The following is a 14,236-nucleotide window of genomic DNA, read 5'->3' on the forward strand; positions in this document are numbered from 1 at the left end:
GTCTTCTGCCTCTCCGAGAGGGATCGGGTGACCTACGGGGTGTCGGCCCAGAGCCGAGGGGTCGATCGGGTGGCCGGGGGCGGCCCGGTGGCGGCGATGCTGACCATCGCCTCCAGCGGGCCCGGGTCGCTGCGCGCCTCGGCGGTCGGCCGGTCGTAGACGACCCGGCCGTACTCCAGCACCGCGACCCGGTCGGCGATCTCCAGCGCGTGGCGGAGTTGCTGTTCGACGAGCAGCACCGTCAACCCGCCGGCGGCCAGGTGACCGATGAGGTCGCGGACCCGCGCGGCCAGGTCGGGGGCGAGCCCCTCACAGGGCTCGTCGAGCAGCAGCACCCGTGGTTGACCGAGCAGCGCGCGGGCGATGGCCAGCATCTGCTGCTCGCCGCCGGACAGTTCGCAGCCACGGTGGCGCAGCCGGACCGCCAGCCGGGGCAGCAGTTCGAGGATCCGGGGCACCGTCCAGCCCTCGCCGCCGGGTGTCGCGGCCCGCCACGGCGCCGCCGCCAGGACGAGGTGCTCGGCCACCGTCAACCGGGAGAAGACCCGCCGGCCCTGCGGGACGAGACCGACGCCGGACTGGGCGACCCGGTGGGGTTGCCGTCCGGCCACGTGGACGCCGCCGATCTCGATGCGGCCGCTGGAGGCGCGCACCAGCCCGGCGATGGTGTGCACGAGGGTGCTCTTGCCGGCCCCGTTGCGGCCCACCACCGCCTGGATGCTGCCCGGCGGTACCCGCAGGGTCACCTCGTGCAGCACGATTCCCCCGGCGTAACCGGCGCAGAGCCGCTCCACGTACAGCATCAGGACACCCCGTCGGCGTAGGCCTGCCGCACCAGCGGCGAGGTACGGATCTCGTCCGGTGTGCCGGCGGCCAGTGTCCGGCCGTCGCGCAGCACGGTGACGGTGTCGCAGAGGGCGTACACCAGGTCGAGGTGGTGCTCGACCAGCAGCACGGCGACCTGCCGGGGCAGCGCCGCCAGCAGCTCGGCCAGCCGGCCGACCTCGGTGGCCGACAGCCCGGCCGCCGGTTCGTCGAGCAGCAGCAGGCGGGGACGGCCGGCGAGGGCCATCGCGATCTCCAACTGCCGGCGCTGGCCGTGGGCGAGGTGACCGGCGGGCACCGTCGCGAGGTCGGACAGGCCCAGCTGGTCGAGCAGCCCGGTGGCGCGCTGGCGGGCCGCGTCCCGAGTCCCACCGGGCCACCACCTGCGCCGCCGGATCGTTCGGGGCAGCGCGGCGACCTCGATGTTCTCGGTCGCGGTGAGCGTCGCGAAGACCGCGGGTCGTTGGTGGATCCGGTTGATGCCGCGGCGGGCCCGTGCCGCCGGCCCGAGCCGGCTGACGTCGCGGCCGGCGAAGCGCACCGTGCCGCGCTGTGGCCGCGTCGTGGCGCCGAGCACGTTGAGCAGGGTCGTCTTGCCGGCCCCGTTGGGCCCGATCAGGGCGTGTCGCTGACCGTCGTGCACGCACAGGTCGACGTCGGTGAGCGCGGCGAGTGAGCCGTACCGCACGCTGATCTTCTCGGCGCTGAGCAGGCAGTTCATACGCGCAGCTCCGACGTCGGGCCGCGGTCGCCTGTGGGTGCCGCGTCCGGGTGGCCCGGCGCGGGGATCGGTCGTCGTGGGCTGCCGCGCGGTCGGCGGACCCGGGTGACGCCGGTGGGCAGCAGGTACACCGTCGCCACGAACAGGGCGCCCAGCACCAGCGGCGCGTGACCGGGCAGCACCCCGAACAACCAGTCGCGTACGGCGATGACGAGCGCCGCCCCGACCAGCGCGCCGCCGACCGAGGCGGTGCCGCCGATGACGACGCCGAGCAGGAGCAGCGCGGAGGTGTCGAAGCCGAAGTCGGCGGGGGAGATGTACTGCTGGGCGACGACGAGCAGGGAGCCCGCGGCGCCGGCGATCGCCCCGGCGGCGACGTGCGCGCCGGACAGGTACAGCCCCACGCGGTGCCCGCTGGCCCGCAGCCGCATCTCGTCGTCCCGGCCGGCGCGCAGCAGCAGCCCGACCCGGGTCCGCAGCAGCAGGAGCACCGCGCCGACGAGTGTCGCCACGACGACCAGCGTGTAGAGATAGCGGGCCTGGTCGGTGGCCAGGATCGGCAGGCCCCAGAGTGGACGAACCGGGTTGATGCCGGCCAGGCCGTCGGTGCCGCCGGTCACCGACCGCCAGCGCCCGAGGACGGTCACGACGAGCTCACCGACGGCCAGGGTGATCATCAGGACGATGACGCCCCGGGCCGGGACGACAAGCGGCAGGGTCACGGCGGCGAGGGTCGCCCCGGCGAGCGCCGCCACGGCGACCTGCACGACGCCGACGTCGGAGACCTGGCTGCCGAGCACGGCGCTGGCGTACGCGCCTGCGGCGTACGGCGCGGTCTGGCCCAGGGTGGGCATGCCGGCGACACCGGTGAGCAGCGCCACGCTCACCCCGACCAGGCCCAGCGCCAGCGTCCGGGCGAGGATCGCCGCGGTGTAGTCGTCCACCACCCACGGCGCCACGACCAGGCCGGCCAGGACGACCGTCGCGACGGCGACGCGTACCCGGCGGATCACCTCGTCCCTCACGTCGCCGCCCACCGCAGGGCCAGGCCCCGTGCCCGCACGGCGAGTACGGCGGCCATGGCGGCGAACAGCAGGAACGGGGCGGCCGACGGCAGCAGCGCCACGCCCAGGGTCTGGATCTCCCCGATCGCCAGCGCCGCGAGCAGGGTGCCCACCATGGATCCGAGGCCGCCGAGGACGACGACCACCAGCGAGAGCAGCAGCACCGTGTCGGCGGTGTCCGCGCCGGGACCGATGATGGGGGCGCCCAGGACCCCGGCCGCGCCGGCCAGCGCGCCACCGGCGGCGAGCACACCCACCCTGATCCGCGCGGGGCTCACGCCCAGGCAGGCGACCATCTCCGCGTCGTCCACGGCGGCGCGGACCAGCATCCCGGCCCGGGTCCGCCGCACCGTCAGGTAGAGCCCGGCCGCGAGCGCCGCGGCCACCACGATGAACACCAGCCGGTACGCGGCGTAGCGGTGCCCGGCGACCGCCACCGACCCGTCGAGGGCGGCGGGCACCAGGACCTGCGGATCGTCGGGCCCGAAGCCGGCGACGAGCAGGCTGCCGCCGGCCAGCGCCACCCCGAAGGTCAGCAGCGCCTGGGTGAGATGGTTGCCGGTGGCGACCGGTGTGAGCAGGCCGGCGAGCAGCACCCCCGCCGCGGCGGCGGCCAGCACGCCGACACCCAGCGCCAGGGCCAGACTCGCCCAGCCGCCGTCGAACAGCGCCGCGGCGGTGTAGCCGCCGATCGCGTAGAGCATGCCGTGCGCCAGGTTGAGGATGTTGGCGACGCCGAAACAGAAGACCAGGCCCGCCGCCGCCACGAAGACGAGCAGCCCGTAGGCGACACCGTCCAGCGCCGGGATGACGTACGGGTCGATCCGGTTCGGGCCGGCCGCCACCGTGATCACCGGCCGATGGTCGCGAGGTCACCCACGACGGTGTTGGACAGCGCCCGGCCGTCCTGGCGGACCTGACGCAGGTACCACTTCTGCACCGGCGAGTGCGTGACCGTGGAGAACTGCCACGCGCCGCGCGGGCTGGCGACCTGCCCGAGTTTGCCGATCTGCGCGTTGATCGCCTCCGGGGTCGGGTCGCTCCCGGCGGCCCCGATGGCCCGGTCGAGCACCGCCGCCGCGTCGTACGACGCCAGGGCGTACGTCGTCGGCGACCCGTCGTGCTTGGCCTTCCACGCCGCGACGAAGCCCCGGTTCTCGGCGTTGTCGAGGTCGGGGGAGTAGTTGAGCACCGAGAAGATGTCCCGGGCGGCTTCGCCCTGCGCGTTGAGCACGCCGCCCTCGGTGAGGAAACCCGCCGCGTACAGCGGAACGTCCTTGATCTCGGACTGCGCGTACTGCTTGACGAAGTCGACGGCGGCGCTGCCGGCGTAGAAGGTGTAGACCGCCTGCGCGCCGGAGGCCTTGATGCGGGCGAAGTACGGCGTGAAGTTGGTGGTGGCCGGGAACGGGGTGAAGGTGGTCTTGCCGTCGGGGTTGGCGAGCGTCCCGCCGGCCTTGGCGAACGCCTCGGTGAAGCCGCGCAGCTCGTCCCAGCCGCCCTGGTAGTCGGGGCCGATGGCGTACACCGAGCCCTTGACGTTGTCCCGGACGTGCTGGGCGATCGCGGCGCCCGGCTCGTCGGAGAGGTACGAGGTGTGCCAGACCCGGGTGACGTCCTTGATCTCCGGCCGGCCGTTGGAGCCGACGAGGGGGACCTTGGTCTCCTGCAGCAGCGGGTAGACGCCGGCGACCGAACCGCCGCCGACGATGCCGGTGAGCGCGGCCACGCGGTCCTGCTTGAGCAGCTTGGTCGCCGCCGGCACGGCGGTCGCGGCGCCGTTGCCCTCGTCGGCGACGACGAGGTCGACCTGCCGGCCGCCGAGCTTGCCGTCGTGCGTGTCCAGGTACAGCTCGAAGCCGTCGCGAATCTCCTTGCCGACGGACTGGTACGTCCCGGACAGCGAGGCGAGCAGACCGATCTTGATGGATCCGCCGCCGGTCGTGCCGGGCTCGTCGTCGGCGCAGGCTGTGCTGACGGTCAGCACGAGCGCGAGCAGCACGGCGGCGAGGGCACGGCTGCGCGCAGGGGTGGTGAGGGACATGTCGTCTCCAGGGGAAGGGGAGGGGTCTGTCGGTGGGGTCAGCGGCTGCGGGCGAGCGCCGCACGGGCCGCGGGGGTCAGCGCGTCGCCGATCCGGTTGGCCAGCTCCGTCATCTCGTAGGAGACCTTGCCCACGTCGCACTCGGGCGCGGCGAGCACCAGCAGCGATGCCCCGTCGTTGAAGGCCATCGAGAACATGAAGCCGCCTTCGAGCTGGGTGACGTTGGAGATCACCGCCCCGGCGTCGAAGAAGGCCGCCGCGCCGCGCAGCAGGCTGACCAGGCCGCTGCCCGTCGCGGCGAGCTGGTCGGCCCGGTCCGGCGGCAGGTCGCGGGTGGCGGCCACCATCAGGCCGTCACTGGAGATGGCGATCGCATGGCTGACCTCGGTCGCGCGCTCGGCGAAGCTGTCCAGCAGCCAGCCGAGGTCCTGGTGGTCGGTCACGTGCTCTCCCTGTCGGTCATGAGTTGCCGAGGTTGATCGGGGTGCGCCGGCGGGCCGCCACTCCGCGCGCGTACGCGGCCATCGCGCTGGCGACCTGGGCCGGGTCCCGGTATTCGGAGCGTTGCTGTTGCTGCCCCACGGTGACGCCGCCGGGCACCAGGTGCCGTTGCGGCTGTCGTTTGGGCAGGCCGGAGTTGGTGGTCGCGGCCACGTCGGGCGTGTGCGCCTGCGCGGCGGTACGCCAGGCGTCGTCGGCGGGGCTGGACCACTGCCGACCGTCGGAGGCGTCGACGACATCGGCGTGGAACCAGTGGTTGACCTGTTCGAAGATGAGCAGCTCCTCGGTCGGCGCGTCGCCGCGGTCCGCGCTGGGCGTCGGGCGGAACACGGGCGCCGCCGGCAGGGTCCGCGCCGCGGGGGCGTGCCCGGCGGTCGGCTCCGACCGCGGCCGGTACGGCGGGGGTGCGGAGGTGCGGGCTGCCCGCCGCGACAGCCGGCCCGGCGCGAGCAGGAACTCCTCCGGCGGCAACGACCGGATCATCGCCGCGGGCAGCGTCGCCTCGGCGAGGGTGCCGCGGCGGGGGCCGCGACGCAGTTGGACGCTGGCTCCCAGGCGGGCGGCGAGCTGACCCACGACGACCAGCCCCATGGCCCGCACGGCGGCGACGTCGATGGCGGGCGGCCGGGCCAGCAACTCGTTGAGCTGCTGCAACCGCTGTGGGGGCAGGCCGACGCCCTCGTCGCTGATCTGGATGATGACCCGGTCGCCGAGGCTGCGGCCGCTCACCCAGGTCTCGCTGCCCGGCGGCGAGTACGCGGTCGCGTTGTCCATGAGTTCGGCGAGCAGGTGCACGACCTCGTCGACGGACTTGGCGGCCACGGCGACGTCGCCGTCGACCATGCCGAGCCGGATGCGCGCGTAGTGCTCGATCTGGGACAGGGCCGCCTGGAGCACCTGTTGCAGCGGCACGTCGTGTTGGCGTACCCGGCCGACGCCGACGCCGCCGAGCACGAGCAGGCTGGCGTTGATGCGGCCCATCCGGGTCGCCAGGTTGTCCAGGGTGTAGAGCTGGTCCAGGCGGTCGGGGTCGGTCTCGTCCCGCTCGACCCGGTCGACCTGAGCCAGGACGGCGTCGACCAGCCGCTGTTCGCGCCGGCTCAGGTGGATGAAGATGTCGGCGGTGTTGGCGCGCATCACGGCCTGTTCGGCGGCGGTCCGCACGGCGGCCTGGTGCACGGCGCTGAACGCCTGACCCAGCTCGCCGATCTCGTCGTCGCTGGAGGGTTCGAGGGCCGCGGTGGACTGTTGACGGGCCAGCTCGTCGGGGTCGACGCTCGCGCTGTCGGGGCGTTGCAACCGGGCCACCACGGCGGGAAGTTGTTCGAACGCGACGGCGTTGGCCGCGTCGCGCAGCCGTCGCAGCCGGCGGGTGATCTGCCGGGCGACGGCCCAGGTCACGAGCGCGGTGAGCAGCAGCGCCAGCAGCACGCCGACCGCCTCGGCCACGGCCCTGCGACGCTGGTCGGCGTGGGCGGCCCGGACGTCGTCGAGCACCGCGACGTCGACGCGCCCCCGCAGGTCGGCGAGGCGGGCGGCGCGCTGCTGCGTCGTGGCCACCCAGTCGGAGGTCTCCAGGCGCAGTGGCGTGCCCGGCTGGGCGCGGGACACCTCGTCCTGCATCCGTTGCAGGGCGAGGGCCTCCTTGCCGGTGCCGGCCTGCTCCCACCAGATGCTCCACTCGGTCGGGGCGAGGGCCAGAAACGACAGGCTGGACTCGGTGTAGCTGGTGCGGGCGGCGGTGATGTCCTGCTGGGTGGCGGGGGTCAACTCGCCGGCGGCGACGGCGCGGAGCACGGCGACCTGCTGTTGGCCGATCGCCTCGGCGGTCTTCGACAGGGCGGCCGAGGCCCGGATCCCGTCGGCGAGCCCGGCGTTGACGACGCCGTGCGAGACGTTCTCCCGGAAGGTGATCAGGTCGGCGATCGCGATGCGGTAGCTGAAGGTCATCGCGGACACCGAGGCGTGCTCGGCCGTGCGGACCTGGGTGCGCAGCGGAGGCAGGCCGTCCAACGCCGCGTCGACGCGGCGCAGGAGCGCCGCGTTGGCGTCGGCGGGCACCTTGTCGCGCTGTCGGCGGTACCGCTCGACGGCGGCGTCGGTGGCGGCCAGCTCCACGCCGAAGGCGTCCTGCTGCTCCGCGTCGGGGTGGGTGAGCAGGTCGGCGGCGGCGGCCCGTTCGCGTTGCAGCCGGTACGCCAGGTCGCCGGCCTCGGCGCCGAGGCGTGCCACGACCTCCAGGTCGCTGGCGCGGGTCGTCTGGCGTGCGCTCTCAGTCAGCGCGAGGCCGGCGAACCCGATCACGGCCACCAGTGGCGCCGCCACGATGAGGCGCATCCGGCCGGCGATCTTCCAGGCGCGTCGTTTCCTCGGGTAGGGTCGGGCCGCGTGGGACCTCGTGCTCGACGCCAAGATTGACTCCCGCGACTCGTCGATGACGGTCTATCCGCACCTTGCCGAATGCAAGTCCCATTCCGCCGGAACCCGCGCTCGGAGGCCAGACCTGGCGGTGGTACAAACTGGCCGTACCATCATCTGTACCCAGAGTCAGCGGCCGGTGGCGCACGGCGGTCGTTCGGGGGCGCCCGCGCTCAGCGCTGGTCGTCGAGGTGCTCGGGCGCGCGGCGCGGCCCGGGATCGTCCGCTTCCGGTTGGCTGCTGAGCACCTGGCCGATCAGCTCGCGCAGCTCGTCGATGGCGTCCACCACGGCGCCCGGGTCGCGCGCGTCGCGCCGACTCCGCTGGCGCGGTACGGGCGGATCGAGTCGCGCCTGCTCCGGGGATCGTGGGCCCCGTCGGCCATCGGCCGCCAACTGCTCGGCCGCGACCTGCGGCCACAGGGAGGCCAGCAGGCCGCCGGTGTCGAGCACGTCGTCGCAGCGCACCGCGAACTCGTGGCTGCCGAAGCGGCGGCCCGACTCCACCGCGGCGACCGTCTCCCGGCTGAACCGCACCAGGTCCGCCAGGGCCCGCTGGGTCAGTCCCCGTCGGACCCGGCAGCTGCGCAGCTCCCAGCGGAACTGTTGGCTGGCCGCGGAGTGAGCGGCGCTCGGCGGGGGCGTGTGCTCCATGCGCTCACCTTCGTGGCACCCGCGAATCAGCAGCAGGTGTCAGATCGAGATTGGCCGGCGGGCTGAACATTCATAGGGGGCAATTCTTAACCCTGAACGCGATGGGTGTGAAGACATGCGCCGAGATGGATCGCCGCGAAGAGCGCGCGAGGCCACGCGCCGCGCGGCCGGGGCGTGTCGTGTCGGTCCGATCCGGCCGCGTCGGTCGGCCCGCAGGTCACCGCCGCCGGTGTCCTCGTCGTCAGACGGCGTGTGCCTCGGTGGCGGTGGCCGGAGCTTCCGTCGGGTCGTCGGCAGGCGCCAGAATATCGATTGTCGCGACGAGTGTGTGGTGCGCGCGAAATGAAACATTGGGCTTGAACGACCGGCGGTGCTCGGGTGCCAGTCGGAGGCCGGGAATGGCAGCGGCGAGTCGGGTGAGAGTCACGCCGGCCTCCAGTCGCGCCAATGCGGCGCCGATGCAGAAATGCGGGCCATGGCCGAACGACAGGTGGTCGGCGGCGTCGAGGCGGCGTGGGTCGAACCGGTCCGGGTGGGCGAAGACCACGGGGTCCCGGTTCGCCGCCCCGATCATCAGCAGACAGCGCGCGCCCGCCGGAATGGTGACCCCGCCCAGGGTGACGTCGCGGCGCGTCACCCGCAGCCAACCGTCGATGGCGGGCGCGAACCGGAGGGTCTCGGTCACGAAGTCGGGCACGGATCGCGGGTCGGCGACGAGCGCCTGCCATCGCTGCCGGTCGGACAGGGCCTCGTCGAGTGCGTGGGCGAGCAGGCCGGCGGTCGTCTCGTGCCCGGCGACCAGCAGGTTGAAGGCGAGGCTCGCCACCTCGGTCACCGTCAGCACCGCGTCGTCGTCGTCGCGGTAGGCCAGCGCCCGGCTGATGAAGTCGGCGCCGTCGTGTCCACTGTCGAGTCGCTGCCGTACCAGGTCCTGGCAGTAGTGCCAGAACTCCAGCAGACCCCGGGCCAGGCGTACCTGCTCCTGCGGGTCCGGCTGCCCCCAGATCAGGGCGAGCTGACCGTCCGCCCACCGCCGGATCTGGTCGACGTCGGCGTCCGGCACCCCGAGGATGTCCAGGATGACCAGCAGCGGAAGTTCGGTGGTGAACTCACCGACGAGATCCGCCCGCTGGCCCGCTCGGGCGACGAGCCGGGACACCAGGTCGTCGACGCGGCGACGGACGATCGCGCCGTACTCGGCCTCGGCCCGGTCCGCGGTGTTGGCGAAGGTGGCCCGCAGGGCGCGGCGGGTGCGGGGGTGCGTGGGCGGGTCGGCGGCGGCCGTCGTCGGTGGCGCGTCGATCTGCATGATGACGCTCATCGCCTCCGGGCAGACCTCGTAGATCGGGGCGAGGGTGAGGGCGTTGCCGAACGTCGCGGCGTCGGCGAGGGCGTGTCGGACGTCCGCGTGCCGGCTGATCAGCCACAGGTCCAGATCCTCGGCGTAGGGCACCCGGTCGGGATCGTCGAGAATGCGTCGCCAGGCGCTGGCGGGATCGGTGAGATAGACCCCGGAAAACGGATTCAACTGCATCGAACGCCTCCTGACGCACCGCGCGAAACCAGCGGCGCTCGCATTCCGTACGTCGCCGAAGGCGGGCCGACAATGGTGCGCATCTGCCGCGCGCCCTTCACGGTGCGCCGGCTCGATGCACAAGTCAAGATTGGTCGCTATCTATTTGATGGCGTGACAATTGTTCCTCGCGGAACCGTTCCGGCCCTGGCCGGCTGCACCTTGCACCCCGGTGTTTGCCAGCTCCATCCTCGGCGGCAGGCCCGATCGCGTCTCGGCCGTCCACGGTGGTCGATGGGATTGCCGGATTGTGCAAATCCTCATTCCCGGCAACGACTCCGCAGGGACGAAGGTGACGCCCCGGCGACAGGCACAACCCGGGGAGGGCCCTCAGCCATCGGCGCGCTGAGCCGCCGGCTTGGTCAGGTGGGCCAGCCAACCGCCCAGGCGCCCCAGCGCGCCCGTCGATTCGAGCATCGAGATTCCGCCGCCCACCATCGCCACGCCCGCCGTGGCGGCAATCATGCCGACCGGGTACTCCCGGGCGTGGAACGCCAGCAGGCCCAGCACGGTGACCGCCGCCCCGCTGAGCGCCAGCAGCGCCCCGGCGAGGGCGTCGCGCCGCTCGGCGAACACGATGACGAGCGTCACGCCCAGCCAGCACAGGCCGGCCACCGCGACCAGGGCGGCGGTCACCAGGGATCCCTCGCGAGCCAGACTCACGCTGGCGGGAACGCTGAGCACGCCCAGCGCGCCGGCCCGGGACCACGACACGCGGGCCTCCCGCAGCACCGCGAGGCCGGGGCTGTCCGCGCCGAAGAGGTGCCGGCGGTCGTACAGGACGAGGAGGCCCAACACCACGGCGAAGGTCCCCAGGGTCACCCCGACGAACCGGGCGCCGGCCCGCTCGACGTGGACGGCGTCGGTGACGACGAACAGGCCCGCGGTGCAGACGCTGATCCCCGCCAGCGAGGTCAGGGCGGTCGCCCGGTCTCGGGCGACCAGCGCGGCGCAGGCGATCGCCACGACCGCCACCAGGGTGAGCGGCCCGGCCCACGACGACGGCGTCGTCACGGCCAGCGCGACACCGGCGACCGCGACGTAGAGCAGGATCCGGGGCAGCGCCTCGGCCAGCGGGGCGCGCTCGTCGAGTCGATTGTGGCCGTACACCACCGCCACCACCAGGATCACCGCGCCGACGGCGACCGGCGGGAGGACGGTGGCCAGCTGGTTCAGGGCCACGGCCGCACCCGCCGGGCCGAGCCACCCCACCAACCGCAGCCGCCACCGCGCGGTCCCGGCCCGCGGCGGGGAGGGCTGCGGTTCGCGTACGGACGACATGTCGCCAGCCTCGCACCCGGTCGCCAGTCGCCGCGAAGGCTCGCCGCCGGCCGAGGTGCGGCCGGCGGCGAGCGCGGGTGGACGGATCAGGAGTACGGAAGGCGCAGCACCGACTGGTTGCCGATGCCCAGCGAGGTGGGGTTGTTGCCGATGGCGGACCAGACCTCCACCCGTACCGTGCCGTTGCTCAACGTGCCCAACGTGCCGGTGGCCGAGGCCAGGCCGGCGTTCTGGGTGTAGTGCTCGTAGCCGGGGACCGGGTCGGTGGCGAAGTAGCGCCAGGTCTCCGTCCGGTCCCAGCTGCCGTTTCCGGTCAGGTCGTAGGAGACGCGCACCTGCACCCCGTTGCCGACGGCCGTGCCGGCGTCCAGGAACAGGTCGAACGTGGTCTGCGCCCCGGAGTAGGCGAGGTTGAGGCCGGTCGCCGTGAAGACCTGCGGGTTGGTCGGCGTACCGTCGTGGTTTCCGTTGGCGGCCGCGACCGTGGTCGTGCCCGCGCTGCCGGCGGCGCCCAGCCCGCCACCGGCGAGCAGGTACCGCGTGGGCGAGCCCGAGCTCGGTGGCGGCGTGGTCGGCGGCGCGGTGGTCGGCGGCGCGGTCGTCGGCGGCGCCGTGGTGGGCGGCGCGGTGGTCGGTGGGGTCGTGCTCGGCGGTACCCCGCCGGAGGCGTTGCCGCCGCTCCAGGTGTACGCCCCGGTGGTGGCCGTCCGACCGGCGGCCACGGTGAGCCGGGTGCCGGTGGAGAACGTGACGGTGATCGGGTTCGCCGTCGGGTTCGACGCCACGTAGGTGCGTGCCCCGTTGCGGGAGAAGACCGCGCTCAGCGGGTGGTTGGCGGTGACCGTCGTGTCGACGGTGCCCAGTGCCGCCAGGTTGCGGATCCAGTGGAAGGTGTGCGCCCGGCTCTCCCCCTCCTCGGGGGTGTAGCCCGGGTTGGCGCGCAGGTTCGCCAGGGCCGCGTCGGGGTCGCCGAGGGCCTGGAACTGCCAGAGGATGTCCTGCCACACCGTCGGCGGGCCGCCGTTGTTGCGGACCAGCTCGGCGTAGTTGGTGCGCACGTACGCCGGGTTGTTGCCGAGGTAGAGGTGCCCGCCGGTGACCGGCAGCAGGTTGATGCCCTGGATCATCTCCGGGTCGGCGCTGAACCAGGTGGCGTACGCGCCGCCGTCGCCCCAGACCATGCCGACCGTCGAGTGCCCGAAGGCGGCGGGGAAGTTCTGGTCGCTCGCGTCGAACCAGTACTCCTGGATGGCGGCGGCCTGCGTCGTGTAGAGGAAGATGCCGGCGTCACGCACGGCGGTGTCGCCGGTGACCTGACCCCACTGGATGAGGGCGTTGGCGAAGTTCATCCCTTCCGAGGACGACTCCTGGTTGTTGCCGGAGCCGAACGAGCCGTGCCCGGACGCCCAGTCGTGGCCGGCGTAGATGTCGAAGTCGCGCAGGTAGGGAAAACGGGTGTCGTCGCGGCGGTAGTTGTTGGCGTCGCGGATCAGCAGGTCCACCATGCCGCCGTAGCGGCTGGTCGCGGCCCAGGACGGGTCGAACTTGGCCAGTGTCGCGGCGGCGGCGATGAAGTAGCCGTAGTGGAAGTGGTGGTCGTTGAGTTCCTGGTCGGAGCCGTACGACGCCGGGTAGCCGATCAGGGTGCCCCAGTTGGCGTCGTAGTAGAAGAGCCGCTGGGTCTTGCCGCTGGACGCGGTGAACCAGTCGGTGAGGGTGCTGCGGATCGCGTTCAGCGCGCTGTCGCGGGTGGCCGTGTCGTTGACCAGGTCGGCGACCTCGGCGAGCCGGGCGGCCCGGCCGAGCCCCTTGCCGGTCCAGTACGTGTCGTTGCCCCGCTGGTCCATCGGGTTGCCGCGGGCGGCGGCCAGGTGGCCGGTGAGCGTGGTCAGGTCCGCGCCGCTGCCGTCGCCGACGGCCGGCAGTTCGGGCAGGACTCCCTGGAACGCCATGGCGGTCCGGAACTGGTTGACGCCGGTGAGGACCTTCATCCGGCCGCGCGCCGACGGGTAGGTCGGCGTGATCGGCGTCGAGCCGGCGAGCGACTTCCACTGGTGCGGGTAGAGGCTGACCACGGTCTGCGTGGCGGTGCCCTCCCGGGCGGTGGTGGTGAACGCGTACGTCGTGCTCAGGCCGTTGGTCGACGGGTCGTAGGCGTAGGAGACGCGGGTGCCGGTGACGTGGGCGTGCGCGTACCGGCCGTAGGTGGTGGCCAGGTCGGCGCGTTCGGTGGCGTTCGCCGTCGGGGGCAGCAGGGCCACCGAGAAGTAGCCGCGACCCGCGAGGGTGGAGGAGATGCGGCCACCGCTGACGGTCCAGGTCGCGCCGCTGGGGGCGTACGCCACGTAGTCGTGGCCGTTGACCCGGAAGCCGATGGTGGCGCCGTTGGCGGACCAGACGTCGGGGGTGCCGGACGTGCCGATCACCGCGTCGCCGCCGCTGGCCTGGAAGTACGCGAACGGAAGGCCGTGGCCGATGGTGGCGCGCAGGGTGCGGGTGCCGTCGCTCCAGTAGGGGCTGACCGTCCAGTCGGTCCAGCCGTCCACCTTCACCTGGGGCGCGGCGAGCCCGGCCACGCCGACGCGGATGTCCTGCACGTACGGGTAGTGGTACTCACCGACGCCGGTGGCCGTGCCGCTGATGGCGGGTGTGGAGTTGGCGGAGAAGCCGAGGCCGTCGGTGAACGTGTCGTAGGAGGTCGGGTGGGCGTGCAGGGGCTCGCTGAAGGCGCAGTCGGTGCGCTTCCACAGCAGCGAGGACCACCAGTCGTTGGTGGGTACGGCACCGGCGGGGGCGTTGGCGGTGGCGAACTGCCGGGGGTTGCTGGACATCGCGCCGCAGCCGGTGGGGAGCGCGCCGACGGGGGTGGTGGTGTAGCTGCCGGCGCCCACGGGCGCGGCCTCGGCGGCGCGGGTGACGGGAATCGTGAGGCCACCGACGACCAGGGCCAGGGCGGTGGCGGCTGCCAGGGCCCAGCGGCGGTGGGGGACGGGAGGTTTCATGGTGCCTCCATCGCGCGTCCCGGTACGGACCGTGCCGACCCGGGCGCGTAGCGTCTGAATTGTGGAAAACGTCGATCGAGAGAGCGCTCTCTCAGCCGGCACGGTAATCGACCCCGGAGATCCCCGTCAATGTGTCAGTCCGGTTGCGTGCTGA

At 73.2% G+C, this 14,236-nt stretch carries 11 protein-coding genes; all 11 read right to left on the minus strand.

Annotated features, from left to right (window positions below; genetic code table 11):
• Window positions 1–32 precede the first annotated feature (32 nt).
• Complete coding sequence (locus tag ACFYPH_RS23475; RefSeq protein WP_354862134.1) at window positions 33–803, minus strand: ABC transporter ATP-binding protein; 771 nt, start codon at window positions 801–803, stop codon at window positions 33–35.
• On the minus strand, window positions 803–1,546 hold the full coding sequence (locus tag ACFYPH_RS23480; protein WP_354862132.1) for an ABC transporter ATP-binding protein: 744 nt from the start codon (window positions 1,544–1,546) through the stop codon (window positions 803–805). The genes ACFYPH_RS23475 and ACFYPH_RS23480 overlap by 1 nt, the downstream gene beginning before the upstream one ends.
• Entirely contained in the window at window positions 1,543–2,571 is a 1,029-nt protein-coding gene (locus tag ACFYPH_RS23485; RefSeq protein ID WP_387184561.1) for a branched-chain amino acid ABC transporter permease, read from the minus strand. Before ACFYPH_RS23485 ends, ACFYPH_RS23480 begins: the two co-directional genes overlap by 4 nt.
• Window positions 2,568–3,464, minus strand: coding sequence for a branched-chain amino acid ABC transporter permease (locus ACFYPH_RS23490; protein WP_363939425.1), 897 nt, complete (start codon window positions 3,462–3,464; stop codon window positions 2,568–2,570). The genes ACFYPH_RS23485 and ACFYPH_RS23490 overlap by 4 nt, the downstream gene beginning before the upstream one ends.
• Window positions 3,461–4,654, minus strand: a complete 1,194-nt coding sequence (locus ACFYPH_RS23495; RefSeq protein WP_354862127.1) for an ABC transporter substrate-binding protein — start codon at window positions 4,652–4,654, stop codon at window positions 3,461–3,463. Before ACFYPH_RS23495 ends, ACFYPH_RS23490 begins: the two co-directional genes overlap by 4 nt.
• Before the next feature lie 38 nt (window positions 4,655–4,692).
• Window positions 4,693–5,097 carry a roadblock/LC7 domain-containing protein gene (locus ACFYPH_RS23500; protein WP_007460021.1) on the minus strand — a complete coding sequence of 135 codons (405 nt, stop codon included), beginning with the start codon at window positions 5,095–5,097 and terminating at the stop codon, window positions 4,693–4,695.
• Window positions 5,098–5,113: 16 nt separating this feature from the next.
• Window positions 5,114–7,492: a nitrate- and nitrite sensing domain-containing protein gene (locus ACFYPH_RS23505; RefSeq protein WP_387184565.1), complete on the minus strand. Its 2,379-nt coding sequence runs from the start codon at window positions 7,490–7,492 to the stop codon at window positions 5,114–5,116.
• Window positions 7,493–7,746: 254 nt separating this feature from the next.
• Entirely contained in the window at window positions 7,747–8,226 is a 480-nt protein-coding gene (locus tag ACFYPH_RS23510; RefSeq protein WP_354862059.1) for a helix-turn-helix transcriptional regulator, read from the minus strand.
• 241 nt (window positions 8,227–8,467) lie between these two features.
• Entirely contained in the window at window positions 8,468–9,760 is a 1,293-nt protein-coding gene (locus tag ACFYPH_RS23515) for a cytochrome P450 (protein ID WP_387184568.1), read from the minus strand.
• A gap of 369 nt (window positions 9,761–10,129) precedes the next feature.
• The gene (locus tag ACFYPH_RS23520; RefSeq protein ID WP_387184571.1) at window positions 10,130–11,080 is read right to left on the minus strand and encodes a hypothetical protein; all 951 of its coding nucleotides are present in this window, start codon (window positions 11,078–11,080) and stop codon (window positions 10,130–10,132) included.
• 86 nt (window positions 11,081–11,166) lie between these two features.
• Complete coding sequence (locus ACFYPH_RS23525) at window positions 11,167–14,082, minus strand: glycosyl hydrolase (RefSeq protein ID WP_387184574.1); 2,916 nt, start codon at window positions 14,080–14,082, stop codon at window positions 11,167–11,169.
• Window positions 14,083–14,236 lie beyond the last annotated feature (154 nt).

This window comes from Micromonospora sp. NPDC005252 (assembly GCF_042872475.1).
GTDB lineage: Bacteria > Actinomycetota > Actinomycetes > Mycobacteriales > Micromonosporaceae > Micromonospora.